Raw genomic sequence first — 25,733 nt, 5'->3', positions numbered from 1 at the left:
TGAGGGTAGATTGGGCTGGATCGCTCCGGACAAACTCGGACAAAGGATCCGATGTTTTCGACGAAATTCAGGCTATTAGAAGAAATTACAAACCACAACTCGAAGTGATTGTGGTGCCCGGGGGCGGAATCGAACCACCGACACGAGGATTTTCAATCCACTGCTCTACCCCTGAGCTACCCGGGCACGGGAAGGCGTATTGCCTTGGGTGAAGGCCTTCTATGCGCTGTGTGATGCAGTGTCCAGAGGCTTTTTCAAAGAAAATCTCTAATGTTCAGTGGGAGGGCGGGTCTCGTGTTCTTCCAGCGCGTTTTCAAGGTCTTCCTGATCTGCGCTGGGGACGGAATAGCCTCCGTTCAGCCATTTCGCGAGGTCGAGGTCGGCGCAACGCTTGCTGCAGAAGGGGCGATAGGCGCGCAGGCCGGGTGCGCCGCAGATCGGGCAGCTCATGAGAGAACCTCCGACAAGGGCAGGCGGGCGCGTTTGCGCTGCAGCTCGAAATGACCAAGCGTGGTCCAGCCGGCCAGCGTGGTCTCCTCCGGGTCGGATTTGAAGGCGGCGCGCAGGGCGGTCTCGAAGGTGCGGCGGTCCTTCTTCGGCATCGGGGCGGCATCGATCACGATCTGGCCGCCAAGTCCCAGACAGCGCAGGACGCGGGGCAGGGCGCGGGCGCAGGCCATATTGGCCTTTGTGCCGGCCGCCAGCGAGGTGTCGCTGCCGGTGTTGACATCCACCGCCACCAGGGCGCGGGTGGGCTCCACATAGAGAAACGCGCCCGCACCGATGGCAATCTTGCCGCTGCGCAGGGTCTCCAGCGCATCCAGAACGCCGCAGCGCTCAAATCCGCCGGGCGTCTGCTCGACCTGAGCTGGATCGGTCCATTCGCGCCAGGCCTGCAGATGGGGCGTGTCGCCCTCGTGCAGCACTTCGGCAGTGTCGGAGGGATCCTCCAGGACCTGGCGCGCGGCTGCGACCATCGTGGCGACATCCTCGGCGATGTCCTCGGGGTCGGCCCCGGCGCAGGCGGAGCGCAGGATCAGTCCGAAGTCTTCGCTCTCCATCTCGGCGTGGGCGATTTCCAGCAGGCGGTCGCGTTCATCCTCGTCCCGGATCGCGCGCGAGATATTCAGCCCCGGCGCCTCTGGCGTGACAATGGCATAGCGGCTCTTGAACAGGAGCTTTTGCGTTACCGGCAGGGCTTTGCCCGGTTCGGCATAGCCGGTGACCTGGACCAGCAGCATCTGCCCGGGGGCCAGACCCTTGACCTGACGCAGGAAGGCGGGGCCGTCGGGGGTGCTGAGGAACATGCCTCCCTGACCCTTGACGGGGCGGTCGGCGCGGGCACGGTAGATGGTGCCGGGCAAGGGCGCGTCACCTGCGATCAGAAAATCTTCGAGCGTGCCGTCCACCATCAGGGCCGCGGCCTCGCGCCCTGCGATGTGATCGAGAATGATCTGAGTGCCTTTCATGGCGCTTGGTCCTTGTAGAGAGGGTATCCTGCCGCGTGCAGCAAGGTTGCGGTCTCGGCCAGCGGCAGGCCGACAATAGCGGTGAACGAGCCGCTGATCCACGGGATCAATGCGCCTGCGGGGCCCTGGATGGCATAACCGCCGGCCTTGCCGTCCCAGTCACCGGTCGCGAGATAGCCGTTAAGCTCCACGTCCGAGAGGCGTTTCATCTTGACCTGGCTGACAACATCGCGTTGCCACAGCTGGTCGTTCCGGCGCAGCGCCACCGAGGTAATGACGCGGTGACGGCGGCCGGAAAGGGCGAGCAGGAATTCCGCGGCCTCGCCGGCGTCGCGGGGTTTGCCCATGATGCGACGCCCCAGCGCCACAGTGGTATCGGCACAGAGCACCAGATCGTCCGCATCCGCTGCAACGGCCTGGACCTTTTCGCGGGTCACCCGGGCGCAGTAGTCGCGGGGCAGTTCGCCCTTGTGCGGGGTTTCGTCGATGTCCGGCGGGCGAATGTCGTCCGGGGTGACCCCCAGCTGCGCCAGCAATTCCAGCCGACGCGGGCTGCCCGAGCCAAGAATAAATCTCATGCTTGAACTCCTGCGGTTTGCCGCCCCGGCTCCTGATCCGTGCCCGGCCTACGTGGCGGACCGGCGGCCATGAAACCAAAAGCCGTAGCAAAACAAAAGCCCGGCACCGGGCCGGGCTCTTTCGTCTGAGGCGAATCGCGCTTACTTGAAGCGGTAGTTGATCCGCCCCTTGGTGAGGTCATAAGGTGTCATTTCCACCTGGACCCGGTCACCAGCGAGGACGCGGATGCGGTTCTTGCGCATCTTGCCTGCCGTATGTGCTATGATTTCATGGCCGTTTTCCAGCTCGACCCGAAACGTCGCGTTTGGCAGGAGTTCCTTCACGACACCGGGAAATTCGAGCGTATCTTCCTTGGCCATGTTGTCTCCATATTTGTGTTTCCCCGGATGACCCGGGACGTGCGCTTAAATGAGCGCATTTCTCCTGATTTTCAAGGGCGCATTTATATCATGCGTCGGTTAACGACAGATTGCGTGCGGGTTTCCTGTTCTTCCCAATGGGACCGATTGCGCACGACGCCCTCCCGGCGCACGTGATCGATGGCCGAGCGATCCACATCGGCATAGGTCCATCCCGGCTGATTGAGCTGGCCCTCTGCCAGCACGCCGGTCGCGGGAAAGCCGGTGTCGGGCGGGCCAAAGATGCCCCCCATGCCGGTATTGACATCCACCGCTTCGGACCAATCGGCCGGACCCACAATCGACGACATGGCGGTGACGCATTGCTGTTCCAATGCGCGGGACATGGCGCCGATGCGGACGCGCCAGTAACCGGCCAGGGCTTCGGTGCAGGAGGGGACAAGGATGACATCCGCCTCTGCCAGGGCGCGCCCCAACAGCGGGTATTCACTGTCATAGCAGATCAGCACGGCGATCTTGCCCAGCGCGGTGTCAAAGATCTTGAGCGGGCCGCCAGGGGCAATGTCCCACGGGTCGCGTTCAAACATCGTCATGATCTGCTTGTCCTGGGCCTCCCGCAGGCCGGTGGGGGTATAAAACTCCGCCCGGTTCACCGGGCGTGCAAACCCCGCATGCACCGGCGCGGATGCGCCCAGAATGTGAACCTTGTATTCCGCCGCAAGTTGCAGGTGCAGTGCCGCGGCGTCTTCCATCTTGTCCGACACCGACTGAATCGACGCCTCCAAGTTGCCGGCGATCGCCGTGCCATCCAGCGTCGACAGCTCCATCGCGCCGTATTCGGGAAAGACCAGCAGATCCGCACCGTTCCCGGCAGCCGTCGCCACCCAGTCCGCAAGCTTGTCCTGATACTGGGCCCAGCTGTCGAGCCAGTCGAGCGGGTAGGCGGCAGTGGCAATTCTCATGCATTCTCTCCAGTCGTGACCTGCGCATATGGCTATCACGCGGCAGGGCGCACTGCCATCTCGTCGCGGGTGTTGTGTGCAGAAAACTCTGCCGGGCGCGGGGCGCGTGTCAGTGGCGCCTGTGGTTCTCGGACACAAAGGCAAGGGCGGCGTCGCGCGTGCACAGCGCCGTCTGTCGGGTCAGGGCGGGGGTGATCCGGGCGTTTCCGGCGCGATGGGCGTATTCGCACAGGGCTGGTTTCAGGTGATGGAAACAGGCGAGGCGGAAGGCAGGCGGCTCGGTGACAGTGCTCATCGCGTCGCGCAAGGCGCCCAGCGCGTCAAAGGTCAGCTGCGCGGCTTTGGTCAGCAGGCCCGCGCGGGCATGGCAGTCCGCCGCATTGGCGCTGGCGGCCACCAGCATCGGCGGCGCACCGGCCAGCGTGGCGCTGTCCCGGTCGGTTCGGAACCGCCACTGCGCCTCGCGGAGGGCCCGGTCATAGAGCGGCTGCGCACGCGAGAGGTCGTTGGCGTCAAAGGCGGCATTCGCCTGTGTCGTCAGCCGTTTCCAGACCGTGTCGATGTGATCGGCTCTGAGCGCATTGCGGCGGAGGGGATCAGTCATCATCTGCGGCCCTTTCGAGGTGCACAACGGTTTCAATGCGCGTGACCCGATACCCGGCAGGGGGCCGGATCGGTGTGCCTTTAGGCATGTCGAGCACGCGGTTTTCGGTATCGATATAAAAATGCCCATGCGCGCCGGTGCCGGTGTCGAACCAGACGCGTTCACCGGGCACGGCAACGCGATGGATCAGCCCCGCCTCTTCAAAGGCCCGCAGTGCATTGTAGACCGTCGCCAGGGACAGTTTTTCATCCGCCCGTGTCGCCTCTGCATGCAGGGTTTGCGCGTCGATGTGGCGGCCCGTGCCGGTAAACAGCAATGCCGCCAGGGCGCGGCGCTGGCGCGTGGGGCGCAGGCCGTGGGCGCAGAGCAGGTCTTCGGGTGGCAGGCGCGCTGGGGGGCTCATATGTCTGCGCCCTTGCCTGCGCCCATGGCGGTTTGGGATCTTGCCGGCAGGTGCTGGCCCGGCCTTGATGCGGCGCCGCTCCCGCACAGGCCGATCCCCCTGTCCGTTTGCCATGCCATCGCCCGGCCTGCCCGTGGAGCGCGCAGCAGGCCCGCGGTCCGGTAGGCGAAAGCACAGATGCACCGCCTCGGCGGGCGTCGTACTGCTGTGGAATATGCGAAACCGTCAGAACCCTTCATCATGGCTCAGGTCTTAAGCGAGGCCGTTTGCGATTTCAACGTTTTTGAGAATGCTTCGCAATTGCATTGACGCTGCACAGCCGCCGCACTATCACAAGGGCAAGATGTTGGCCCCGCAGAGGGCTGATTCGAGACAAGGAGTGAACAGATGACGCGAACCAAACGGGTGTTGCTGCCGGCCGCCACGGCGCTTGCCATGGTGTTTTCCGCCGGTGGGGCGATGGCGCAGGACGACAAGATGAAGGTCGTCACCACCTTCACTGTTCTGGCCGATATGGCGCAGCATGTGGCTGGTGACGCCGCCGAGGTGGTCTCGGTCACCAAACCCGGCGCGGAAATCCACGGCTATGAGCCGACACCGCAGGACATTGTCCGGGCGCAGGGCGCCGATCTGATCCTGTGGAACGGCATGAATCTCGAACTGTGGTTCGAGCAGTTCCTGACCAACCTCGGCGACGTCCCCTCCGTGACGTTGACCGACGGGATCGACCCGATCTCGATCGCCTCGGGCGCCTACGAGGGCAAGCCCAATCCGCACGCCTGGATGGGGCTCGACAACGCATTGGTCTATATCGACAATATCCTCGAAGCCTTTGCCGAGCACGATCCGGAGAATGCCGCGACCTATGTGGCAAATGCCGCCGCCTACAAGGATGAGCTGCGCGCCACGCTGGAGCCGCTGCGGCAGGAGATCGCCACCATCCCCGAGGCCCAGCGCTGGCTGGTGACCTGCGAGGGGGCGTTCAGCTATCTGGCACGGGATTTCGGCATGAAGGAGCTGTACCTCTGGCCGATGAACGCCGACCAGATGGGCACGCCGCAACAGGTGCGCGCGGTGATCGACGGGGTGCGGGACAACGACATTCCGGTGGTCTTCTGCGAAAGCACGGTGAACACCGCCCCCGCCGAACAGGTCGCCCGCGAGACCGGCTCGCATTACGGCGGGGTGCTCTATGTCGACAGCCTGTCAGAACCCGATGGCGCCGTGCCCACCTATCTCGACCTGCTGAAGGTGACGTCGCAGACCGTGGCGGACGGGCTCACCACCGGCACCAACTAAAGACTCCCCTTGCCGTTGGACCCGTCGGGCGTATCGTCGTCCGGCGGGTCACGGCCGTTTCAGGCACCGACCTTTTCCGGTAGAAAGAGTGTTATGAAAGACGAAAGCCATATGGTCCGGGCGCAAGAGGCCGGCGACGGCATCGCGGCCCAGGATGTCACCGTCACCTACCGCAATGGTCACACCGCCCTGCGCAACGCCAGTTTCCAGATCCCGCGCGGCACCGTGACGGCGCTTGTGGGGGTGAACGGGGCCGGCAAATCGACACTCTTCAAGGCGATCATGGGGTTTGTGCCGGTGGCCCGGGGCGACATCCGCCTGCTGGGCCTCAGCGTCAAGGAGGCGCTGAAGCGCAACCTGGTCTCCTACGTGCCGCAGTCCGAAGAGGTGGACTGGTCCTTTCCGGTGCTGGTCGAGGATGTGGTGATGATGGGGCGCTATGGCCATATGGGCTTTCTGCGCCGCCCGTCCAAAACCGATCACGAGGCGGTCGAGGCCGCCCTGGCGCGGGTGAACATGCTGGAGTTCCGGCATCGTCAGATCGGCGAATTGTCCGGCGGGCAGAAAAAACGCGTCTTCCTGGCCCGGGCCCTTGCGCAGGATGGCAAGGTGATCCTGCTGGATGAGCCCTTTACCGGCGTCGACGTGAAAACCGAGGAGCAGATCATCGCGTTGCTGCGCGCCTTGCGCGACGAGGGCCGGGTGATGCTGGTCTCCACCCACAACCTCGGTTCGGTGCCCGAGTTCTGCGACCGCACCGTGCTGGTCAAGGGCACGGTGCTCGCCCATGGCCGCACCGAGACCACCTTCACTCGCGAGAACCTGGAAATGGCCTTTGGCGGCGTGCTGCGACATTTCACCCTTGGCGGTGCCGACCTGCACGAGGATGACGACGAACGGCAGGTGTCGATCTTCACCGATGATGAGCGCCCGCTGGTGCAATACGGTGAAAAGACCCGCAAGACGGAGCGCCTGAAATGAGCGTTCTGCTGGAGCCCTTTGCCTATGGCTACATGACCAATGCCATGTGGGTGTCGGCCCTCGTGGGCGGGGTCTGCGCCTTTCTGTCGTCCTATCTGATGCTCAAGGGCTGGTCACTGATTGGCGACGCGCTGGCCCATTCCGTGGTGCCGGGTGTCGCCGGGGCCTATGTGCTCGGGCTGCCCTTCGCGCTGGGTGCGTTCTTTTCCGGTGGGCTGGCCGCGGCGGCGATGCTGTTCCTGTCGGACCGGTCGGGCCTGAAGGTCGATGTCATCATCGGCATCATCTTCACCTCCTTCTTTGGTCTCGGGCTGTTCATGGTCTCGGTCAATCCGATGTCGGTCTCGATCCAGACCATCACCATGGGCAATATCCTGGCGATCACCCCCGAGGACACGTTGCAGCTGGCGATCATCGGTCTGGTGTCGCTGGTGATCCTGCTGGCGAAGTGGAAAGACCTGATGGTCACCTTCTTTGACGAAAGCCACGCGCGGTCGATCGGCTTGCGCCCGGGGCTCCTGAAGGCGGTGTTCTTCATGCTGCTGTCGGCCAGCGTGGTTGCGGCGATGCAGACGGTTGGCGCGTTCCTCGTTATCGCCATGGTGGTGACGCCGGGGGCCACCGCCTACCTGCTGTGTGACCGCTTCCCCCGGCTGATCCTGACCTCTGTGGCGATCGGCGCTGTGACCAGCTTTGCCGGCGCCTACATCAGCTATTTCCTCGACGGCGCCACCGGAGGGGTGATCGTGGTGCTGCAAACGGCGATCTTCCTGACCACCTTTGTGCTGGCGCCCAAGCACGGCTTGCTCGCTGCCCGCAGGAAGGCCGCCGCCGCGATGCAGGAGGAACTGGTCTGATGCTTGATACGCTTCTGATGCCCTTCCAGTTCGGTTTCATGCAGAACGCGTTCTGGATCGCGGTGATGGTTTCGGTTCCCACGGCGCTGCTGTCCTGCTTCCTGGTGCTGAAAGGCTGGGCCCTGATGGGCGACGCGGTCAGCCATGCGGTGCTGCCGGGGATCGTGCTGGCCTATCTTCTCGGGCTGCCGCTCATCCTCGGGGCCTTTGCCGCGGGCATGCTGACGGCGGTGGCGACGGGCTACCTGTCGGAAAACAGCCGCATCAAGCAGGACACCGTGATGGGTGTGGTTTTCTCCGGCATGTTCGGGCTTGGCATCGTGATGTATGTCGGGCTGCAGACCAATGTGCACCTGGATCACATCCTGTTCGGCAACATGCTGGGGGTGGGCGCGCAGGACCTGTGGACGGCGGGGATCATTTCGGTCTGCGTCGCGGCGGTGCTGGGCGTGAAGTGGAAGGACTTCATGCTGCATGCCTTTGATCCCGCGCAGGCCAAGGTCTCCGGCCTGCCGGTGGGGCTGCTGCACTATGGTCTGCTGGCGATCCTGTCGCTGACCATCGTGGCGACGCTCTCGGCCACCGGGCTGATCCTCGCCGTCGGGCTGCTGATCGCGCCGGGGGCGATCGCCTTTCTGCTGGTGCGCAGCCTCAAGCGGATGCTGCCGGTCGCGGTTCTGGTCTGCATGATCTCGATGCTGGGCGGTGTCTATCTCAGCTTCTTCATCGACAGCGCCCCGGCACCGACGATCGTGCTGATCCTGACCGGGATCTTTGTGATCGCCTTCCTGCGCCGGAGCATTCAGAACCGTCAGGCCTCGGCCACGGTATGAGGTCTCCGCCCCGGGCCAGCCGGGGCGGTCTCAGACGGTTTCGCCGCGTTCCCGGGCCAGGCGGATCTGTTTCTGGCGCTCGCGAAAGCGCTCCTTGTCCGCATCGGATGTTTCATGGATGCACTGGTGGCAGGAAACCCCGGCCTCATACTCGGGCCGGGCGGTGTCCTCCGGCAGGATCGGACGCCGACAGCCGTGGCACAGGTGGTGGGGGCCTTCAACCAGGCCGTGCCCCACGGACACCCGGTTGTCGAACACAAAACACTCGCCCTGCCAGGTGCTGTCCTGCTTGGGCGTTTCCTCCAGATAGCGCAGGATGCCGCCCTTGAGGTGATAGACGTCCTCCACCCCCTGCGACAGAAGGTAGTTCGTCGACTTTTCACAGCGAATGCCGCCGGTGCAGAACATGGCGACGCGCTTGTTGTGAAACCGGTCCTTGTTCTCTTCCCACCACTGCGGGAATTCGCGAAAGCTCTCGGTCTTGGGGTCGATCGCGCCCTCGAAGGTTCCGATCGCCACCTCATAGTCGTTGCGGGTGTCGATCAGCACCACATCCTCAGAGCGGATCAGATCGTTCCACTCTTCCGGCTCCACGTAGTGGCCGACAGAGGCGCGCGGATCCACATCCGGCTGCCCCATGGTCACGATTTCCTTTTTCAGCCGCACTTTCATCTTGCCGAAGGGGGGCTCCGCGGCGGATGCCTCTTTCCACTCCAGCCCGGCGCAGCCCGGCAGGGACCTGATATGGGCCAGCACCGCATCAATTCCCGCTCGCGGCCCGGCGATGGTGCCGTTGATCCCTTCATGGGCCAGCAGCAGCGAGCCTTTGACGTTCTGCGCGACGCAGAGATCCAGCAGCGCCGGTTTCAGTGCGGCGGGATCGGGAAAGCGGGTGAACTGATAGAGCGCGGCGATGGTGTACATGCCAGCGCGCATAGAGCCTCGCGCAGGGTTTTGCAAGATGCGAAGATGTCAAGCGCCAGCGTCGAAATAAGTATGTGAAATACATAAAATGTTTGCGAATGTGTCACAGGCTGGCCCGACGGTTTTCAATTTCAGGTTGATTGCACTTGTCGTGGGTTTCGACGCACACTCGACCGGGGCGGAGACAGGACACAGGAGACCGAGATGACCGAGGCGCTGATCGTAATCGATGTACAGAACGACTTTTGTCCGGGTGGCGCGCTGGCGGTCCCGGACGGGGATCAGGTGGTGGCGCCGATCAATGCGATGATGGCGCGGTTCGACACCGTGATCCTGACCCAGGACTGGCATCCGGCGGGACATTCCTCCTTTGCCAGCACGCATCTGGGGCGGGGACCATTCGACACGCAGGAAATGCCTTACGGACAACAGGTTCTGTGGCCCGACCATTGCGTGCAGGGCAGTGACGGCGCGGCGTTTCACCCGGATCTGCGCACCGATGGCGACCTGATTATCCGCAAGGGGTTTCGCCCCGAAGTGGACAGCTATTCCGCCTTTTTCGAAAACGATCAGACCACGCCCACCGGTCTCGAAGGGTATCTGCGCACGCGCGGTATCACCGACCTGACGCTTGTGGGGCTTGCCACCGATTTCTGCGTTGCCTTCTCGGCACTGGATGCCCGGCGGTTGGGGTTCTCCGTCAGAGTTGTGCCAGAGGCCTGCCGGGCGATCAACCTGGAGGGCTCGCTGGAGGCACAAATTGAGAATATGCGTCAATGCGGCGTGAAATTTGCCTGAAAGCATCACCCAATTTGTTAATCTCAAACCTGTACACAGAGGCCGATCCACAGATGACGGAGCGGATATAACCGGGTTCGCAGGGAATGGAGCAGACAAACCGCACGACAGACGGGCCACTGGCGCAGCACAACGCGCAATTCAGCTCTGAGGGGCTGTTGCAGCGCTATGCCACTGCGCGCAGCGAACTGTTCCCGGCCCGCGCGGCGATTGCCTTTGCCACGGCGGCGGCGCTTGCCCTGATCGTCGGCCTCTTTTGGGCCGCGCTGACCTTTCTCACCTATGTTGTCGCCGACGGCAGCGAAACCCTCTACCTGCGCCGGCTCTCGGCCCGGTTGCAGGCGGGCCAGAGCGTGGCGCAGGCCCGGGGGCTGACGACGCTGTTCTCGGCGCTCTATGCGGTTGCGGTCTGCGGGTTTGCCACCGTACCGCTGTTGCATCCCCTGGACCCGACGGACGGCCACCTGATCCTGGCAGAGCCCTTCTTTGCCCTCTGTGTGGTGCTGGGCCCGTCGCTGAGCGCGTCGCTCGATTATCGCTACAACCCTCCGGCGGCGATGGTCAGGCTGGCGATCTTTGCGTTGATGCCGCTGCTGATGGTGGCCTATTTCTTTAGCGACCACCCCAATATCGGGCCGGATCTGCAATTGATCGGCGCCGGGTTCCTGGCCTATTACATCGCCCAGATCTGGTTCCTGGTCTTTGTACAGAAACGGCACCAGCACTCGCGCCGGGCGATGCGGTCTCAGGCGCTCCAGCGGCAAGCGCTGGAAGACGCCTACATGCGCCTGTTCGACCAGAAGCAGGAGGCGCGCCGGCTGGCGATGATCGCCGAACACGCCAATGACGGGGTCATGCTGATCGGGTGTGATGGCATCGTGCGCTGGGTCAACGAGGGCTTTGTCCGGATGACCGGATTTTCCTTTGACGAACTGGTCGGATCCTCCCCCGGAGCACTGCTGAACAGCCCGGAAACGGATCCCGAGGCCCTGCGCCTGATCGAACAGGGGCGGGCAGCGGGCAAACCCTTCCGCGCCGAGCTGGTGAACCGGCGCAAGGACGGACAGGACATCTGGATCGAGACCAATCAGGTGCCGATCTTTGACGACAATGGCCGGATCGAGACCTATATCGCGGTGGAACGCGATGTGACCGCGGCCAAGCAGCATGAAAGCGAGCTGGAAGAGGCCCGCCATGCCGCCGAAGAGGGCGCCCGCATCAAGGAAGAGTTCCTGGCCACCATGAGCCATGAATTCCGCACCCCGATGAACGGGGTCATCGGCATGGCCCAGATGTTGCAGGCCACCGATCTGAGCGAGGATCAGAAACTCTATACGGAAACCATCCTCAGCTCGTCCCGCGCGCTGCTGTCGCTGATCAACGACGTGCTCGACCTGTCGCGGATGAATGCCGCCGGGGTCTCGCTGTTCGATGTGGATTTCGACCTGCACAGCTGCATCCGGGACACGGCGCTTCTGCTGCAGGGGCAGGCCAGCGACAAGGGGCTGTCCTTCGACATCGATCTTGATCCCGATCTGCCGGTCTGGGTGACGGGGGATGACCGGCGGTTGCGACAGATCCTGATGAACCTGGTGGGCAATGCCGTCAAGTTCACGCAACAGGGCGGGGTCACCCTGCGGGCCCGCGCCGAGCTGCGCGCGGAGCAGATCGAACTGGTGGTCTCGGTCGAGGATACCGGGATCGGCATCCCCGCCGACAAGCTGGACTATATCTTCGAACGGTTCACCCAGGCGGATACCGCGATCTCGCGCAGCCACGGTGGCACGGGGCTGGGCCTTTCGATTTCGCGCGGGCTGGCACGGGCGATGGGCGGTGACATATCGGTCACCTCCACCCCGGATGTGGGCTCCTGCTTTACCCTGCGCATCGATCTGGCCGTGTCCTCCGCCCCGGCTGGCGAGGCGGTGACGGATGCGCCGGCGCTGACACCGGCCCTGTTGCAGGATCTGCGCGGCCTGCGCTTGCTGGTGGCCGAGGACAATCGCGTCAACCGGCTGTTGATCAGCAAGTTCCTGGCCGATGCGCCGGTTGATCTGAAGTTTGCCACAAACGGTGCCGAAGCCGAGGCCCTGGTCCGCCGCCAGCAGCCGCAGGTGGTGCTGATGGATATGTCGATGCCGGAGGTCAACGGGCTGCAGGCGACGCGCGCGATCCGGAAGCTCGACATAGCGCAACCCTTCATCGCGGCGCTGACGGCGAATGCGGACGAGACCAGCCGCCAGGCCTGTCTGGAGGCCGGGATGGACTGTTTCCTCAGCAAACCGCTGTCGCGCAACGAACTGCTGACCGTGTTGCTGAATTTTGCGCAGACCATGCGGGAAACCCAGGGCGGTTGAACCGCTTGCCGAATGGTTGCAGCCTGTCCTATCAATCAGTGAACAATCGGAAGAGGTCTGCCCGTGGACATTGCAACCCGCGTCTACAATCACAAGTGGAAGATCGATCCGATCGTCCGGTCCCTGATCGATACGGATTTCTACAAGCTGTTGATGTGCCAATCGGTGTTTCGAAACAAGCCCAGCACTCAGGTCACGTTTTCGCTCATCAACCGGACCACGTCGGTGCCACTGGCAAAGCTGATCGACGAGGGCGAATTGCGCGAACAGCTCGATCACATCCGGTCCCTGAGCCTGAGCCGCGGCGAGAGCACCTGGCTGCGCGGCAACACCTTCTACGGCAAGCGGCAGATGTTCCGGCCCGATTTCATGGAGTGGTTCGAGGGGCTGCGCCTGCCGCCCTATCACCTGGAACGCAAGGGCGACCAATACGAACTGACGTTTGAGGGCTCCTGGCCGGAGGTCATGCTCTGGGAGATCCCGGCGCTGGCGGTGCTGATGGAATTGCGCTCCCGCGCGGTGCTCAACGACATGGGGCGGTTTGAATTGCAGGTGCTCTACGCGCGGGCGATGACCAAGGTCTGGGAAAAGATCGAGCGGCTGCGGCAGGTCGACGGTCTTGGCATTGCCGATTTCGGCACCCGCCGGCGCCACAGCTTCCTGTGGCAGGACTGGTGCGTGCAGGCGATGATGGAGGGGCTGGGGGATGCCTTTACCGGCACCTCGAATTGCCTGATCGCCATGCGCCGCGAGGTCGAGGCGATCGGTACCAACGCGCATGAGCTGCCGATGGTCTATTCGGCGCTGGCAGAAGATGATGCGGCGCTGGCACAGGCGCCCTATGACGTGCTGTCGGACTGGCATGAGGAGCACGACGGCAACCTGCGCATCATCCTGCCCGACACCTATGGCACCCAGGGGTTTCTCGACAATGCGCCGGACTGGCTGGCGGGCTGGACCGGCATTCGCGTCGACAGCGGCGATCCGGCGGCAGCGGCGGAGATTGCCATCCGCTGGTGGCAAGAGCGAGGCGAGGATCCGCGTGACAAGCGGGTGATCTTCTCCGACGGGTTGGATGTCGACAAGATCGCCGAACTGCACCGGCAGTTCTCGGGCCGGGTGAAGGCGTCGTTTGGCTGGGGCACGCTGCTGACCAATGATTTTCGCGGACTGGTGCCCGATGACGGGCTGGCGCCATTCTCACTGGTCTGCAAGGCGGTGTCGGCCAATGGGCGGCCCACGGTGAAACTGTCGGACAACCCGGAGAAAGCGATGGGACCGGCAGAGGAGATCGCGCGCTACAAGCGGGTCTTTGGCGTCGGGACGCAGGAGAGCATCGACGTGATCGTCTGACGGCGTGGTGAACGGTGACAGGGGGAGGAGGGGGCGCTGCCCCCTCGGGCCATTGGGCCCTCACCCCCGAGGTATTTCTGAAAAGATGAAATGCTCAGCCGTGATGCGCGGCCACGGTTTTCAATTGTGAAAACCCATAGAGCGCCTCAAAGCCCTTCTCTCGGCCATGGCCGGACTTGCCGATGCCGCCAAAGGGCAGCTCTACGCCGCCGCCGGCGCCATAGGTGTTGAGGAAGACTTGTCCCGCTTTCAGCCGCTTGGCCAGCCGGAGCTGCCGAGCCCCGTCGCGGGTCCAGAGCGCGGCAACAAGGCCGTAGTCGGTGCTGTTGGCGATCCTGACCGCCTCGGCCTCGGTCTCAAACGGGATCAGCACCTGCACCGGGCCGAAGATCTCCTGCTGCGCCAGCGGATGATCCGGGGGCACATCGGCAAACAGGGTGGGGCGCACATAGGCGCCTGTTGCGGGCGCGGTGGCGCTGATCCGGCCCTGACCGGCGATTTCGAGATCCGCACCTTTGGCCAAGAAACCTTCGACAATCTCTTTCTGGCGGGTTGAGATCAGCGGGCCCAGGCGCAGGTCCTCTGCTGCCGGGCCGACGGTGAGATCGGCATAGGCCGCAGCCATCCGCGCCTTGACCGCCTCGTAGATCGGGCGCTCGACCAGGATTCGCGAGGCGGCAGAGCAGGTCTGGCCGCCGTTCTGGATGCCGGCGTTGACAAGGAACGGCAGGGCCGCGTCGAGGTCGGCGTCGGCAAAGACGATCTGCGGGGATTTCCCGCCCAGCTCCAGCGTCACCGGCACCACGTTTTTTGCCGCCGCAGCCTGCACCAGCGCGCCCGTGGCGACCGAGCCGGTGAAGGAGATATGCTGCACGCCCGCATGGCCCGAAAGTGCCGCCCCGGCCTCCGCCCCCAGACCCGGTACCACGTTCAGCGCCCCGGCGGGCAGGCCGGCCTCCGCTGCCAGATGGGCAAAGGCCAGCGCCGTCAGGCAGGCTTCTTCGGCGGGTTTCAGCACGCAGGAATTGCCCATCGCCAGCGCCGCGCCAACAGACCGTCCGATGATCTGCATCGGATAGTTCCAGGGCACGATATGGCCGGTCACGCCAAAGGGTTCGCGCAGGGTGTAGACGGTGTAGCCGTTCATATAGGGGATGCTCTCGCCCATGACCTTGTCCGCCGCACCGCCGTAAAACTCGCAGTAGCGCGCCAGCGCCACCGCATCGGCGCGCGCCTGGGTCAGGGGTTTGCCCACATCCATCACCTCCAGCGCTGCCAGCCTGTCGGTATTGTCGGCGATGATCTGTCCGAGGCGGGTCAGGATGCGGCCGCGTTCTGTGGCGCTCATCTCGCCCCATGCGCCCTCCTGCGCGGTCTGGGCGGCGTGCACGGCGGCGTCGATGTCGGCGTCGGTGCCCCGTGCGATCTGACAGATTTCACTGCCATCGGAGGGGTTTATCAGCGGCAAGGTGGCGCCACCCAGGGGCGCCTGCCATGTGCCGCCAATCAGGCAAAGCGCCGGGTCGAACCACAGGGGGGAGGTGTCAGCCATGCGGGGGTCCTTCGATTTCAAAGGTGAAGCTCTTGACCTGGTGGTCGGTGAAGGGCGCGCCTTCGCGCAGGGCGCGGACGTTTGGCAGCAGGCTCAGCCGGGTGCCCCAGAACGCCGCCGCCGCCGGCGAATGCCGCGAGATGCCCATGCGCCAATAGCCGGGAAACTCGTTGAGGATCAGCGCGGCGGCCTCCATCCCAAGCCCCTTGCGGCGGTGTTGCGGCAGGACCATGAATTCAGAAAACTCCCGCCGGTCATCGGGCAGGTTCAGCACGATGGCAAAGCCGACGCGCGTGGCGGCGTCATGGATCCAGAAGGCCGTCACATCCTTGCGGTTGAGCAACTGACCCGCCCGTTCCGTCGGATCAATGCGCGCCAAGGGGGCGACTTCGGCAAAATAGGGCGCCAGCAGGCTGGCAAGCCGTCCCCGCTCTCGCGGCAGGATCAGCGAGAGCGTGACACTCATGCCGGGGCCTCGAGCGGTTCGGTCGGCGTGATATCCGGCAACACCGGGGCGGCGGCCAGCAGCGTCCGGGTGTAGGCGTGTCTGGGCGCGGTAAAGACCTGTTCCACCGGGCCTTGCTCGACGATTTCACCCTTTTGCATGACCAGCACCCGGTCGCAGACCTCGCGCACCACGCTCAGATCGTGGCTGATAAAGAGGTAGGTCAGCCCATAGGCGTCGCAGAGCTCGGCAATCAGGTCGAGGATGCGGGCGCGGACGGAGACATCAAGCGCCGAGACCGCCTCGTCAAAGATGATGAGTTCGGGCCGGGTAATGAGGGCGCGCGCAATGGCGATGCGCTGACGTTGCCCGCCTGAAAACTGATGCGGATACTTCTGCGCGTCCGCCGCCGACAGGCCGACATCCTCAAGCACCTGACCCACCAGATCCTGCCGGGCGCGGCCCGTTGGGGCATCTGGCGACAGGTGAAACGGTTCGGTGACCAGGCGCTCCACCCGGTGGCGCGGATTGAAACTGCCATAGGGGTCCTGAAACACCACCTGCATCGCTTGCCGCTGGGCGGGACTGCGCTGTTGCGACAGCGGCTGACCGTTCAGCAGCAGATCGCCGCCTTGCAGCTCTTCGAGGCCCAAAATGGCCCGGGTCAGGGTGGATTTGCCGCAGCCCGACTCGCCCACCAGCCCCAACCGCTCGCCCTTGTGGAGCGTGAAACTGACGTTGTTCACCGCGCGAAATTGCCCCGGCTTACCAAGCCAGCCTTTGCGGGGCGTGGTGTAGTCGCGCACGGCGCTGCGGACCTCCAGCAGGGGCGCGGGGGCCTCTGGTGCGGCGGGCAGGGCGACCTTATGGGCGGAGGCTTCAAACAGCATCCGTGTGTAGGGGTGGCGCTGATGGGTCAGCACGCTCAGGGTGGGGCCGCGCTCCACCACTTCGCCCTTGCGCATCACCACGATGCGGTCGGCAAGGTCCGCGACCACCGCGAGGTCATGGGTGATGATCATCAGCCCCATGCCGTATTCGCGCACCAAATCGCGCAGCAGATCCAGGATCTGCGCCTGCGTGGTCACATCCAGCGCGGTGGTGGGTTCATCCGCGATCAAGAGCTTGGGCCGGAGTGCAATCGCCATGGCGATTACCACGCGCTGGCGCTGACCACCCGACAGTTCGTGCGGGTAGCGGTCCATCGGAAACCGTTCGGGAGGCAGGCCAACACGGGTCAGCACGCGCGCGGCCTCGGCTTTTGCATCTGCCGCGCTGGTGTCGGTATGCAGCAGGATCGTCTCCATCACCTGCGCGCCGATGGTCATCACCGGGTTGAGCGCCGTCATCGGTTCCTGAAACACCATGCCGATGTCGCGCCCACGCCGCTGGCACATCTCGTCCTCAGAGAGGGCGCAGAGGTCCTCATCCTCCAGATAGATCGCGCCCCGGGTGACGGCGGCTTGCGGCAGCAGACGCATCACTGAAAACGCAGTCATGGACTTGCCCGACCCGCTCTCGCCGGTGACCGCAAGGATCTCGCCTGCGGCAATCGACAGGGTCACATCCCGCAGGATCGGCAGCGCCCCGATCGAGACCGAGAGGTTGGACACATCCAAAAGGCTCATGCGCGCCCCTCCATCAGGCGGGGATCAAAGCGGTCGCGCAAGCCATCACCGAGCAGGTTCAGCCCCACCACGGTAACGATGATCGCGCAGCCCGGCACGATCGCCAGATGCGGCGCAAGGCTCACGAGGGTCTGGGCCTCGGCCAGCATACGGCCCCAACTGGGGGTCGGGGGCTGGGCGCCAAGACCCACGTAGGACAGCCCCGCCTCGGCCAGAATGCCAAGTGAGAACTGGATGGTTCCCTGCACGATCAGGAGGTTGGCGATGTTGGGCAGGATATGCTCTGCCGAGATCCGCGCGCGCGACTTGCCCGCCACCCGCGCGGCCAGAATGAACTCCCGCGCCCAAAGGCTGAGGCTGCCACCCCGCGCCACGCGTGCAAAGACGGGGATGTTGAAAATGCCGATGGCGATGATGGCATTGATCGCGCTGGGGCCGAAGACGGCGGTGATCAGGATCGCGATCACCAACGAGGGGAAGGCAAAGACCAGATCATTGCCGCGCATGATGACCTCATCCAGCCAGGAGCCGCGCGTTGCCGCTGCCGCCAGTCCAAGCGGCACACCCAGACCGATGCCGATGCCGACGGCCAGCAGGGCCACCGCCAACGAGGTGCGCGCGCCGACCATCACCATCGACAGGATATCGCGGCCAAAATGATCGGTGCCCAACAGATGCGTGCCATTTGGCGTCTGGAGCTTGTCGGGGATGTTCATCACCGCATGGTCGAACGGCGTCCACACAAAGGAGACGATGGCCAGAAGCAGCATGATCCCAGAGAGGAGACCGCCAAGAAGCAGGCTTCGGTTCATGACGCCCTCGCAATCAGGTCACGTCCGGTCGTGAGGCCGGACAGCCCCCGACCTCCCCCACGGGAGGGGGCTTCACCCCCACCCGAGGCCGGGGATTGTCCTGTGTGGCTGGCAAAACCCAAGATTTTCATGCTGCTCTCCTGAGGCGGGGATCGACCACCGCATAGGCCATATCGACAAGGAAATTCACCAGGATCACCGCAAAGACCAACAGCATCACCACGCTTTCCACCACGATCAGATCGCGCGCCGAGATTGCCTGAAACACCAGCCGCCCAAGGCCCGGCAGATAGAACACCTGTTCAATGATGATCGCCCCCGCCAGCAGAAACGAAAACTGCAGACCGATGATGGTCAGCACCGGAATAAGCGCATTGCGCAGCCCATGACGGCGGATCGCCTGTTTCTGGCTCAGCCCCTTGGCGCGGGCCGAGCGCATGAAATCCTCGCCCAGAACCTCCAGAAGCGCCGAACGCATCACGCGGGCCAAAATCGCCGCCTGCGGCAGCGCGAGCGCCACGGCGGGCAGGGTGAGCGCATGAAGCCCCGCCCACAGCCCCTTGTCCCAGCCGACAAATCCCCCGGCCGAAAACCAGCGCAGGTTGATGGCAAAGACCAGCACCAACAGCATCGCAAACCAGAAGTTCGGCACCGCCACCCCCAGCTGTGTTGCGCCCATAACGGCCATGTCGCCCGCCTTGCCACGCCGCGAGGCCGCATAGATCCCCGCCGGGAGCGCAATCAATGTGGAGAGCGTCAGCGCATAGATCGCCAGCGGCAATGAGACCCAGAGCCGCTCTCCCACCATCTTTGCCACCGGGGTGCGGTAGGTATACGAGGTGCCGAAATCCCCGGTCAGCATGCCGCCGACCCAGTCCAGATAGCGGCTGACCTTACCTTGATCGAGCCCCAGCTCCTCGCGCAGGGCGGCGACGGTTTCCTCCTGCGCGCCGGTGCCCAGCATAAACGATGCAGGATCGCCCGGAGCGACTTCGATCACGGCAAAGATCACCATCGAGGCGACGGCGAGGCTCAGCATGAGCGAGAGGAGGCGTCTGACGAGATAGTGCAGCATTGGCGGCAGGTTAGGCGGCGGCAGCCCAGCCGTCCAGTGGCAGCATGAGAAAACCGCCCTGCGCCCCGTCCCCCTTGTGCGGCGCGTCAGATCCGCTAGCTCTTGAGCCATGCTGACCCGCCCCCTGTTTATCGGACACGAGATCTATCGCGGCTCCTCCTACGGGCGCTGGCACCCGCTGCGGGTGCCGCGTGTGTCGACCACAATGGATCTGTCCCGGGCGCTGGGCTGGTTGCCGCCCGCGGCCTTCGTAACCTCGCCCCGGGCCAAACCCGCCGCGCTGCACGCCTGGCACACGCCGGCCTATGTGGCGGCATTGCAGGCAGCCGAGGAGGCGCAGGCGGTCAGTGCCGAGGTCCGGGCGCGCCACCATATCGGCACCGTGTCCAACCCGGTCTACCCGGAGATCTTTCGCCGCCCGGCCACCGCGGCAGGCGGGTCGATCCTCGCAGGGGAGCTCCTGGCCCGGGGCGGCGTTGTCTACAACCCGGCGGGCGGCACCCACCACGGCATGCCGGACCGGGCCAACGGCTTTTGCTACCTCAACGATCCGGTGCTGGCGATGCTGTCGCTGCGCCACCATGGGGCGCGGCGCATTGCCTATGTGGACATCGACGCGCATCACTGCGACGGGGTTGCGGCGGCCTTTCACGGGGACGAGGATGTGCTGATGATCTCGGTGCACGAGGAAAACCTCTGGCCCCGGACCGGCCTCCTGCAGGACGATGCGGGCGGTTCAGCCCTGAACCTGCCGGTGCCCCGCGGTCTCAACGACAGCGAAATGGCCCATATCCGCGAGGCGCTGATCCTGCCGGCAGTGGCGGGATTTGCGCCCGATGCGGTGGTGCTGCAATGCGGGGCGGATGCGGTGACGGAGGACCCGCTGGCCCATCTCGACCTGTCCAACAGCGCCCATTGGGCCATTGTGGCGGCGCTGAAACCGCTGGCTCCGCGCTATCTCGTGCTGGGCGGCGGCGGGTATAACCCGTGGTCGGTGGGGCGGCTCTGGACCGGGGTCTGGGGCACGCTCAACGGGCAGGACATTCCCGACCGGGTGCCGGCAGAGGCCGAAGAGCTGTTGCGCCGGCTGGAATTCAAGGGCCACAGGCTGGGCCGCAATCCACCCGAGCACTGGTTCACCACGTTCCGCGATGCGCCGCGCGACGGCCCTCTGCGGCCCTCGATCGTGGATCGGGTCGCGGTCCTGCGCCGCCGATGGCAGCAGGCGGGAGAGCGCTGGCAGCGCGCCTGATCCCGGGCGACCACCTGCCGTGATCTGTGGTGACCTGCCACGACCTGCCGTGACGCGCTGCGCCCGCCGGGCCGCAGGCCCGGCGCTGGGCCCAACGGATGGGGATGCATTTTCAATGCAGACACAGCGAGCGGGAGCCTCCCCCGCCCCGAAGGGACTCCCACCCGCTGCGTGTCACTCGGCCCAGCTCAGCGCGCCGATCTCGATGGCCGCCGTTGGCGCATTTGCCCAGACCCCCTGAAGGCCCGCCTTGGCGATGCCCAGCTTGGCCAGCTGGAACAGATAGCCGTTGACGTGATCCTCGGCGATGATCCGTTGCGCCTGTTGCAGGATCTCGCGGCGCGCCTCCGGGTCGGTGGTGGCATTCAGACGCGTCATCAGCCCTTGCAGATCCGGGTTGTCATACTGGAAGTAATAGTCGGGCCGGGCATAGATGCCGATGTCCATTGGCTCGGTGTGGCTGACAATGCTGAGCCCGTAGGTCTTGCCCTTGAACACCGTTTCCAGCCACTGCGCCCATTCGACGTTGATGATCTCCGCCGTGATGCCGACCGCGGCCAGCTGTGCGGCCACGATCTCGCCTCCGCGCCGGGCATAGGCGGGGGGCGGCAGGTGCAGCGTGGTCTCGAACCCGTCCGGCAGCCCCGCCTCCGCCAGCAGGGCGCGGGCGGCTTCCGGATCGTAGGCGGACTGGTCTGTCAGATCCACATAGGCCGGGTTGTGCGGTGCAAAATGGGTGCCAATGGGGGTGCCATAGCCAAACATCGCCCCGTCGATGAGGGCCGACCGGTCGATGGCATGCGCGATCGCCGCGCGCACCTTCGGATTGTCAAACGGCGCCTGGGCATTGTTGGTCGACAGGATGGTCTCGCCCTCGGTGGAGCCGACGATCACCTGGAACCGCGGATCGGCCTCGAATTGCACCACATTCTCCGGCGCCGGAAAATTGTCAAAGGCGTCAATGTCCTCGGCCATCATCGCGGCAAAGGCGGCGGTCGGGTCCGAGATGAACTTGATCGTCGCGCCGGTCAGCGCCGGCACCTCGCCCCAGTAATTGGGGTTGCGCACCAGGTCCACGCGGTCGCCCTGCACCCATTCGTTGAACCGATAGGGCCCGGTCCCGACGGGGGCGGTTTTCAGGGTCTCGACGGTTTCGGGCGCGACGATCACCGCATCGCCCCAGGCCAGGTTGAACAGCAGGCTGCCATTGGGCGCTGACAGGGTGACCACGACGGTCTGCGGATCGGTGACGGTGACCTCGGCAATATCGGCAAACAGCGCCTTCTGCGCGTTGGTGCTGTCCGCGCCCCGCGCCCGGTCGAGCGAGAATTTCACATCCTCGGCGTCCATCGCGCTGCCGTCATGAAAGGTCACCCCCTCCTGCAACGTGAAGGTATAGGTCAGCCCGTCGTCGGAGATCGTCCAGTCCCTGGCCAGCAGCGGCACCACCTCGCCATCCGGGGTGAAGCGCGTCAGCCCCTCGAAGATATTGAGGTAGACCACGGAATCGATGGCCTGGGCCGCGCCCGCGGTCGGGTCCAGATGCGGCGGTTCCAGCTGGGTGGCATAGGTGACCGTTTCCTTGGCCATCGCCGCACCGGCCCAGAGCGCCAGCGCGGAGACAGCCGCCACGATCGGCGTCTTGAATGTCATCGTCCAATATCCTCCTCTGTCGGCGGCTTCTGCACCACCGGGGTCATGCCGCCCGTGTGCACCGGGCATTGCCCACAGGCTTGCCGGTTTTCCCCGCGTAATCAAGCTTTGCTGCATCGCCGCATCACTGGTAAGCCGCAGCGGCAAGTGATAGAAACGCGAAACCTTGCCCGCTTTGGCCCGTGCGACCCGCATCCGTGGCCCGTCCAGCCGAGGAGCCGAGACATGAGCGCCACCGCCCGAAAGACCGCCCTCAATGCCGAGGATATCCGCGCGCTGAAAGGGCAGCGCCCCATCGTCAGCCTCACGGCCTATACCACGCCGATGGCGCGGCTGATGGATGCCCATTGCGACTTTGTGCTGGTCGGCGACAGTGTCGGCATGGTGCTGCACGGCCTGCCCTCCACCCTCGGCGTGACGATGGACATGATGGTGATGCATGGCGCCGCCGTCGCCCGCGGATTGAGCCGCGCGATGATGGTGATCGACATGCCGTTCGGCTCCTACGAGGAAGGTCCCGCGCAGGCGTTCCGCAACGCCGCCCGCCTGATGGCCGAAACCGGCGCCGCCGCTGTCAAGCTGGAAGGCGGGGTGGAGATGGCCGAGACCATCCGTTTCCTGGTCAAGCGCGGCATCCCGGTGATGGCGCATATCGGCCTCACGCCGCAGTCGATCAACACGCTCGGCGGCTACAAGGTACAGGGCCGCGACGAGGCGGCCAAACCGCTGATCGCCGATGCCCGCGCGGTCGCCGATGCCGGGGCCTTTGCCGTCGTGCTGGAAAAAGTCCCCGCCAGCCTCGCCGATCAGGTGACCGAGATCGTTCCGATCCCCACCATCGGGATCGGCGCCTCTGCGGGCTGCGACGGGCAGGTGCTGGTGGTGGATGACATGCTCGGCTTCTTTACCGCCTTCAAACCGAAGTTCGTGAAACGCTACGCCGAACTGGGCCCCGCCGCCGAAGAGGCCATCGCCGACTATGCCGCCGAGGTCCGCGCCCGGCGCTTTCCGGCCCCGGAACACACCTTCGCCGACCTGGCGCCCAAGACAGACTGAAGGACCACGCCCGACATGACGACCCCGATCCTGCGCCGTCTGGATGACCTGCGCGCGCTGCGCCGCGCCTGGATGCTGAAGGGCGAAACCCTCGGCCTCGTGCCCACCATGGGGGCCCTGCACGCGGGCCACCTGTCGCTGGTAGAGGCCGCCAAGGCCGCCTGCGACCATGTGGTGGTGACGATCTTCGTGAACCCCAGACAGTTCAACAGCCCCGAGGATCTGGCCAACTACCCGCGCACCGAACATGAGGACGCGGACAAGCTCGCCCCCTTTGGTGTCGATGCGATCTATGTGCCCGACCCGGACCAGATCTATCCCGAAGGCTACGCCACCACCGTCAGCCTCGACGGCGTGACCGAGGTGATGGAAGGGCCCAACCGTCCCGGCCATTTCGAGGGCGTCGCCACCGTCGTCGCCAAGCTGTTCCTGCAATCGGGCGCCGATCAGGCCTTTTTTGGCGAAAAGGACTATCAGCAGCTGATGGTGGTCCGGCGCATGGCCCGCGATCTGGACATTCCCATCGAGGTCATCGCCTGCCCCACCGTGCGCGAAGCCTCCGGGCTGGCGCTGTCGTCGCGCAATATGCGCCTGTCGCCACAGGCGGTGGAACGTGCCGGCCAGCTGAACCCGATGATGGAAGCCGCCGCCGCGCGCCTGCGCGCCGGTGACGCCTACGCCCCGCTGGAGGCCGGGATGCGGACCCGGCTCCAGGAGCTTGGCTTTGGCGAGGTGGAATATATCGACCTGCGTTGCGCCGAAACCCTCGTGTCCCTGGACCGGCTGGACCGCCCCGCCCGCATGTTCGTGGCGGCCTGGCTCGACGGGGTGCGGCTGATCGACAATATCGCGGTCTGACACCGTCTGAGGCAGGCCGATCTCCGCGCCGTTTCTACTAATTTATTAGTAAGGGCTGGTCGCGCTAACAGATTTATGTCTAATCTCCGCCTCAAGACAGATTTGGAGGGGGAGCTCATGACATTCATTCTTGCGATCGACCAGGGGACAACATCGACCCGTGCGATCCTGTTCGATGCCGATATGCAGGTGGCCGCCGTGGCGCAGGAGGAGTTCCCGCAGCATTATCCGCAGGCGGGCTGGGTGGAACACGACCCGGAGGACCTCTGGTCCACGACGCTTTCCACCTGCCGCAAGGTGCTCTCTGACAAGGGCATTTCCGCCTCCGACATTGCCGGCATCGGCATCACCAACCAGCGCGAGACCACCGTGGTCTGGGACAAGACCACCGGCAAGGCCATCCACAATGCCATCGTCTGGCAGGACCGGCGCACCGCCGAGATCTGCGAAGGCTTCCGCGATGACGGCCACGAGGACATGGTGCGCGATACCACCGGCCTGCTGCTGGATCCCTATTTCTCCGGCACCAAGGTCAAATGGATTCTCGACACCGTCGAGGGCGCCCGCGCCCGGGCCGAGGCGGGCGAGCTGCTGTTTGGCACCGTCGACAGTTTCCTGATCTGGCGTCTGACCGGCGGGGCGTCGCATGTCACCGATGCCACCAATGCCGCCCGCACCCTGATGTATGACATCAAGGCGGGCCAGTGGAGCGAGGAAATCTGCGCCCTCCTCGGGGTGCCGCAGGCGATGCTGCCGCAGGTCAGGGACTGCGCGGCAGACTTCGGCACCACCGCGGAGGATCATCTTGGCGGCGCGATTCCGATCCTCGGCGTGGCGGGGGACCAGCAGGCCGCCACGGTGGGGCAGACCTGCTTTAAGCCGGGGATGATGAAATCGACCTATGGCACCGGCTGCTTTGCGCTGCTGAACACCGGGGCGACGCCGGTGCTGTCAAAAAACCGCATGCTGACCACCATCGCCTATCAGCTCGATGGCAAACCGACCTATGCGCTTGAAGGGTCGATCTTTATCGCCGGTGCAGCGGTGCAATGGCTGCGCGACGGGCTTGGCATCATCGGCAAGGCCAGCGAATCAGGCGTGCTGGCCGACAAGGCCGACCCCACCCAGGATGTGATCCTGGTGCCCGCCTTCACCGGCCTCGGCGCCCCCTACTGGGAACCCGACTGCCGCGGCGGCATGTTCGGCCTCACCCGCAGTTCCGGCCCCGCCGAATTTGCCCGTGCCGCCCTGCAAAGCGTGGCCTACCAGACCCGCGATCTCTGGGAAGCGATGCGGGCCGACTGGGAGGGCGACGCCAATGTCACCCTGCGCGTCGATGGCGGCATGAGCGCCAGCGACTGGGCAATGCAGAGCCTGTCGGACATCCTCGGCGCCGCCGTGGACCGGCCGGTGATGCAGGAAACCACCGCGCTGGGCGCCGCCTGGCTTGCCGGGATGAAGGCGGGGGTCTACCCGGATCAGGACGGCTTTGCCGCGACCTGGGCGCTGGACCGGGAGTTCAAACCGATGCTGGATGCCGGCCGCCGGGAAGAGGCCTACGCCCGCTGGAAACGGGCCGTGCAGGCGGTGATCGGGGTCTGATCGCGCGCCACTGGCAGAGGGC

The 25,733-nt window shown here is 64.9% G+C and carries 25 protein-coding genes and 1 tRNA gene; 11 read left to right on the top strand and 15 right to left on the bottom strand.

Translation table 11 applies throughout. From position 1 onward, the window contains the following. Positions 1–111: 111 nt before the first annotated feature. The 8 genes from ACXAF5_RS00310 to ACXAF5_RS00275 form a co-directional block, all read right to left on the bottom strand. A tRNA-Phe gene (locus tag ACXAF5_RS00310) sits at positions 112–186 on the bottom strand. An 81-nt stretch (positions 187–267) separates the two neighbouring features. After that, a complete protein-coding gene (locus tag ACXAF5_RS00305; RefSeq protein ID WP_239324955.1) occupies positions 268–450 on the bottom strand; it encodes a DNA gyrase inhibitor YacG in 183 nt (60 codons plus the stop codon). Next, positions 447–1,469, bottom strand: coding sequence for a ribonuclease E/G (locus tag ACXAF5_RS00300; RefSeq protein WP_474945118.1), 1,023 nt, complete (start codon positions 1,467–1,469; stop codon positions 447–449). The genes ACXAF5_RS00305 and ACXAF5_RS00300 overlap by 4 nt, the downstream gene beginning before the upstream one ends. Next, positions 1,466–2,047, bottom strand: coding sequence for a Maf family protein (locus ACXAF5_RS00295; protein WP_474945117.1), 582 nt, complete (start codon positions 2,045–2,047; stop codon positions 1,466–1,468). The genes ACXAF5_RS00300 and ACXAF5_RS00295 overlap by 4 nt, the downstream gene beginning before the upstream one ends. Positions 2,048–2,188: 141 nt before the next feature. After that, positions 2,189–2,407, bottom strand: a complete 219-nt coding sequence (gene infA / locus ACXAF5_RS00290; RefSeq protein ID WP_005620785.1) for a translation initiation factor IF-1 — start codon at positions 2,405–2,407, stop codon at positions 2,189–2,191. An 83-nt stretch (positions 2,408–2,490) separates the two neighbouring features. Continuing rightward, positions 2,491–3,369, bottom strand: coding sequence for a carbon-nitrogen hydrolase family protein (locus tag ACXAF5_RS00285; RefSeq protein WP_474945116.1), 879 nt, complete (start codon positions 3,367–3,369; stop codon positions 2,491–2,493). A gap of 109 nt (positions 3,370–3,478) precedes the next feature. After that, positions 3,479–3,973 (bottom strand): hypothetical protein, encoded by a 495-nt coding sequence (locus ACXAF5_RS00280; RefSeq protein WP_474945115.1) that lies wholly within the window; start codon positions 3,971–3,973, stop codon positions 3,479–3,481. Next, on the bottom strand, positions 3,966–4,376 hold the full coding sequence (locus ACXAF5_RS00275) for a Fur family transcriptional regulator (protein WP_474945114.1): 411 nt from the start codon (positions 4,374–4,376) through the stop codon (positions 3,966–3,968). The genes ACXAF5_RS00280 and ACXAF5_RS00275 overlap by 8 nt, the downstream gene beginning before the upstream one ends. A gap of 435 nt (positions 4,377–4,811) precedes the next feature. Between ACXAF5_RS00275 and ACXAF5_RS00270 the strand changes: the two genes are divergently transcribed. From ACXAF5_RS00270 to ACXAF5_RS00255, 4 genes are all read left to right on the top strand, one after another. Continuing rightward, complete coding sequence (locus ACXAF5_RS00270) at positions 4,812–5,675, top strand: metal ABC transporter substrate-binding protein (protein WP_239325132.1); 864 nt, start codon at positions 4,812–4,814, stop codon at positions 5,673–5,675. Positions 5,676–5,768: 93 nt separating this feature from the next. Then, the gene (locus ACXAF5_RS00265; RefSeq protein WP_474945113.1) at positions 5,769–6,656 is read left to right on the top strand and encodes a manganese/iron ABC transporter ATP-binding protein; all 888 of its coding nucleotides are present in this window, start codon (positions 5,769–5,771) and stop codon (positions 6,654–6,656) included. Then, a complete protein-coding gene (locus ACXAF5_RS00260) occupies positions 6,653–7,513 on the top strand; it encodes a metal ABC transporter permease (RefSeq protein WP_239367790.1) in 861 nt (286 codons plus the stop codon). The genes ACXAF5_RS00265 and ACXAF5_RS00260 overlap by 4 nt, the downstream gene beginning before the upstream one ends. After that, positions 7,513–8,346 carry a metal ABC transporter permease gene (locus tag ACXAF5_RS00255; protein WP_474945112.1) on the top strand — a complete coding sequence of 278 codons (834 nt, stop codon included), beginning with the start codon at positions 7,513–7,515 and terminating at the stop codon, positions 8,344–8,346. Before ACXAF5_RS00260 ends, ACXAF5_RS00255 begins: the two co-directional genes overlap by 1 nt. Before the next feature lie 30 nt (positions 8,347–8,376). Here ACXAF5_RS00255 and trhO read toward each other — a convergent pair whose 3' ends face one another. After that, positions 8,377–9,270 (bottom strand): oxygen-dependent tRNA uridine(34) hydroxylase TrhO, encoded by an 894-nt coding sequence (trhO, locus tag ACXAF5_RS00250; protein ID WP_474945111.1) that lies wholly within the window; start codon positions 9,268–9,270, stop codon positions 8,377–8,379. 204 nt (positions 9,271–9,474) lie between these two features. On the opposite strand from trhO, the gene pncA reads away from it, so the two are divergent. The 3 genes from pncA to pncB all read left to right on the top strand — a co-directional run bounded on the left by pncA (position 9,475) and on the right by pncB (position 13,778). Further along, a complete protein-coding gene (gene pncA / locus ACXAF5_RS00245; RefSeq protein ID WP_474945110.1) occupies positions 9,475–10,068 on the top strand; it encodes a bifunctional nicotinamidase/pyrazinamidase in 594 nt (197 codons plus the stop codon). A gap of 86 nt (positions 10,069–10,154) precedes the next feature. After that, the gene (locus ACXAF5_RS00240; protein ID WP_474945109.1) at positions 10,155–12,425 is read left to right on the top strand and encodes an ATP-binding protein; all 2,271 of its coding nucleotides are present in this window, start codon (positions 10,155–10,157) and stop codon (positions 12,423–12,425) included. 63 nt (positions 12,426–12,488) lie between these two features. Beyond that, a complete protein-coding gene (pncB, locus tag ACXAF5_RS00235; RefSeq protein WP_474945108.1) occupies positions 12,489–13,778 on the top strand; it encodes a nicotinate phosphoribosyltransferase in 1,290 nt (429 codons plus the stop codon). A 94-nt stretch (positions 13,779–13,872) separates the two neighbouring features. Here the strand turns inward: pncB and ACXAF5_RS00230 are convergent, their stop codons facing one another. From ACXAF5_RS00230 to ACXAF5_RS00210, 5 genes are all read right to left on the bottom strand, one after another. Beyond that, positions 13,873–15,330: an aldehyde dehydrogenase family protein gene (locus tag ACXAF5_RS00230; protein ID WP_474945107.1), complete on the bottom strand. Its 1,458-nt coding sequence runs from the start codon at positions 15,328–15,330 to the stop codon at positions 13,873–13,875. Beyond that, positions 15,323–15,796, bottom strand: coding sequence for a GNAT family N-acetyltransferase (locus ACXAF5_RS00225; RefSeq protein WP_474945106.1), 474 nt, complete (start codon positions 15,794–15,796; stop codon positions 15,323–15,325). Before ACXAF5_RS00225 ends, ACXAF5_RS00230 begins: the two co-directional genes overlap by 8 nt. Next, positions 15,793–17,403 carry an ABC transporter ATP-binding protein gene (locus ACXAF5_RS00220; RefSeq protein WP_474945105.1) on the bottom strand — a complete coding sequence of 537 codons (1,611 nt, stop codon included), beginning with the start codon at positions 17,401–17,403 and terminating at the stop codon, positions 15,793–15,795. The genes ACXAF5_RS00225 and ACXAF5_RS00220 overlap by 4 nt, the downstream gene beginning before the upstream one ends. Then, positions 17,400–18,215 carry an ABC transporter permease gene (locus tag ACXAF5_RS00215; RefSeq protein WP_474945104.1) on the bottom strand — a complete coding sequence of 272 codons (816 nt, stop codon included), beginning with the start codon at positions 18,213–18,215 and terminating at the stop codon, positions 17,400–17,402. Before ACXAF5_RS00215 ends, ACXAF5_RS00220 begins: the two co-directional genes overlap by 4 nt. A gap of 127 nt (positions 18,216–18,342) precedes the next feature. Beyond that, entirely contained in the window at positions 18,343–19,290 is a 948-nt protein-coding gene (locus ACXAF5_RS00210) for an ABC transporter permease (RefSeq protein ID WP_474945103.1), read from the bottom strand. Positions 19,291–19,399: 109 nt separating this feature from the next. On the opposite strand from ACXAF5_RS00210, the gene ACXAF5_RS00205 reads away from it, so the two are divergent. Next, positions 19,400–20,542 (top strand): acetoin utilization protein AcuC, encoded by a 1,143-nt coding sequence (locus ACXAF5_RS00205; RefSeq protein ID WP_474945102.1) that lies wholly within the window; start codon positions 19,400–19,402, stop codon positions 20,540–20,542. Between the two features lie 174 nt (positions 20,543–20,716). Here the strand turns inward: ACXAF5_RS00205 and ACXAF5_RS00200 are convergent, their stop codons facing one another. After that, positions 20,717–22,195, bottom strand: a complete 1,479-nt coding sequence (locus tag ACXAF5_RS00200; RefSeq protein WP_474945101.1) for an ABC transporter substrate-binding protein — start codon at positions 22,193–22,195, stop codon at positions 20,717–20,719. Between the two features lie 225 nt (positions 22,196–22,420). On the opposite strand from ACXAF5_RS00200, the gene panB reads away from it, so the two are divergent. The 3 genes from panB to glpK all read left to right on the top strand — a co-directional run bounded on the left by panB (position 22,421) and on the right by glpK (position 25,711). Further along, entirely contained in the window at positions 22,421–23,251 is an 831-nt protein-coding gene (panB, locus tag ACXAF5_RS00195) for a 3-methyl-2-oxobutanoate hydroxymethyltransferase (protein WP_474945100.1), read from the top strand. Positions 23,252–23,266: 15 nt separating this feature from the next. Continuing rightward, entirely contained in the window at positions 23,267–24,109 is an 843-nt protein-coding gene (panC, locus tag ACXAF5_RS00190) for a pantoate--beta-alanine ligase (protein ID WP_474945099.1), read from the top strand. A gap of 117 nt (positions 24,110–24,226) precedes the next feature. Further along, a complete protein-coding gene (gene glpK, locus ACXAF5_RS00185) occupies positions 24,227–25,711 on the top strand; it encodes a glycerol kinase GlpK (RefSeq protein ID WP_474945098.1) in 1,485 nt (494 codons plus the stop codon). The last annotated feature ends 22 nt before the right edge of the window (positions 25,712–25,733 follow it).

The sequence above is a fragment of the Epibacterium sp. ABV4_022 genome (genome assembly GCF_056159345.1).
This window is presented reverse-complemented; position numbering and strand designations above follow the sequence as displayed.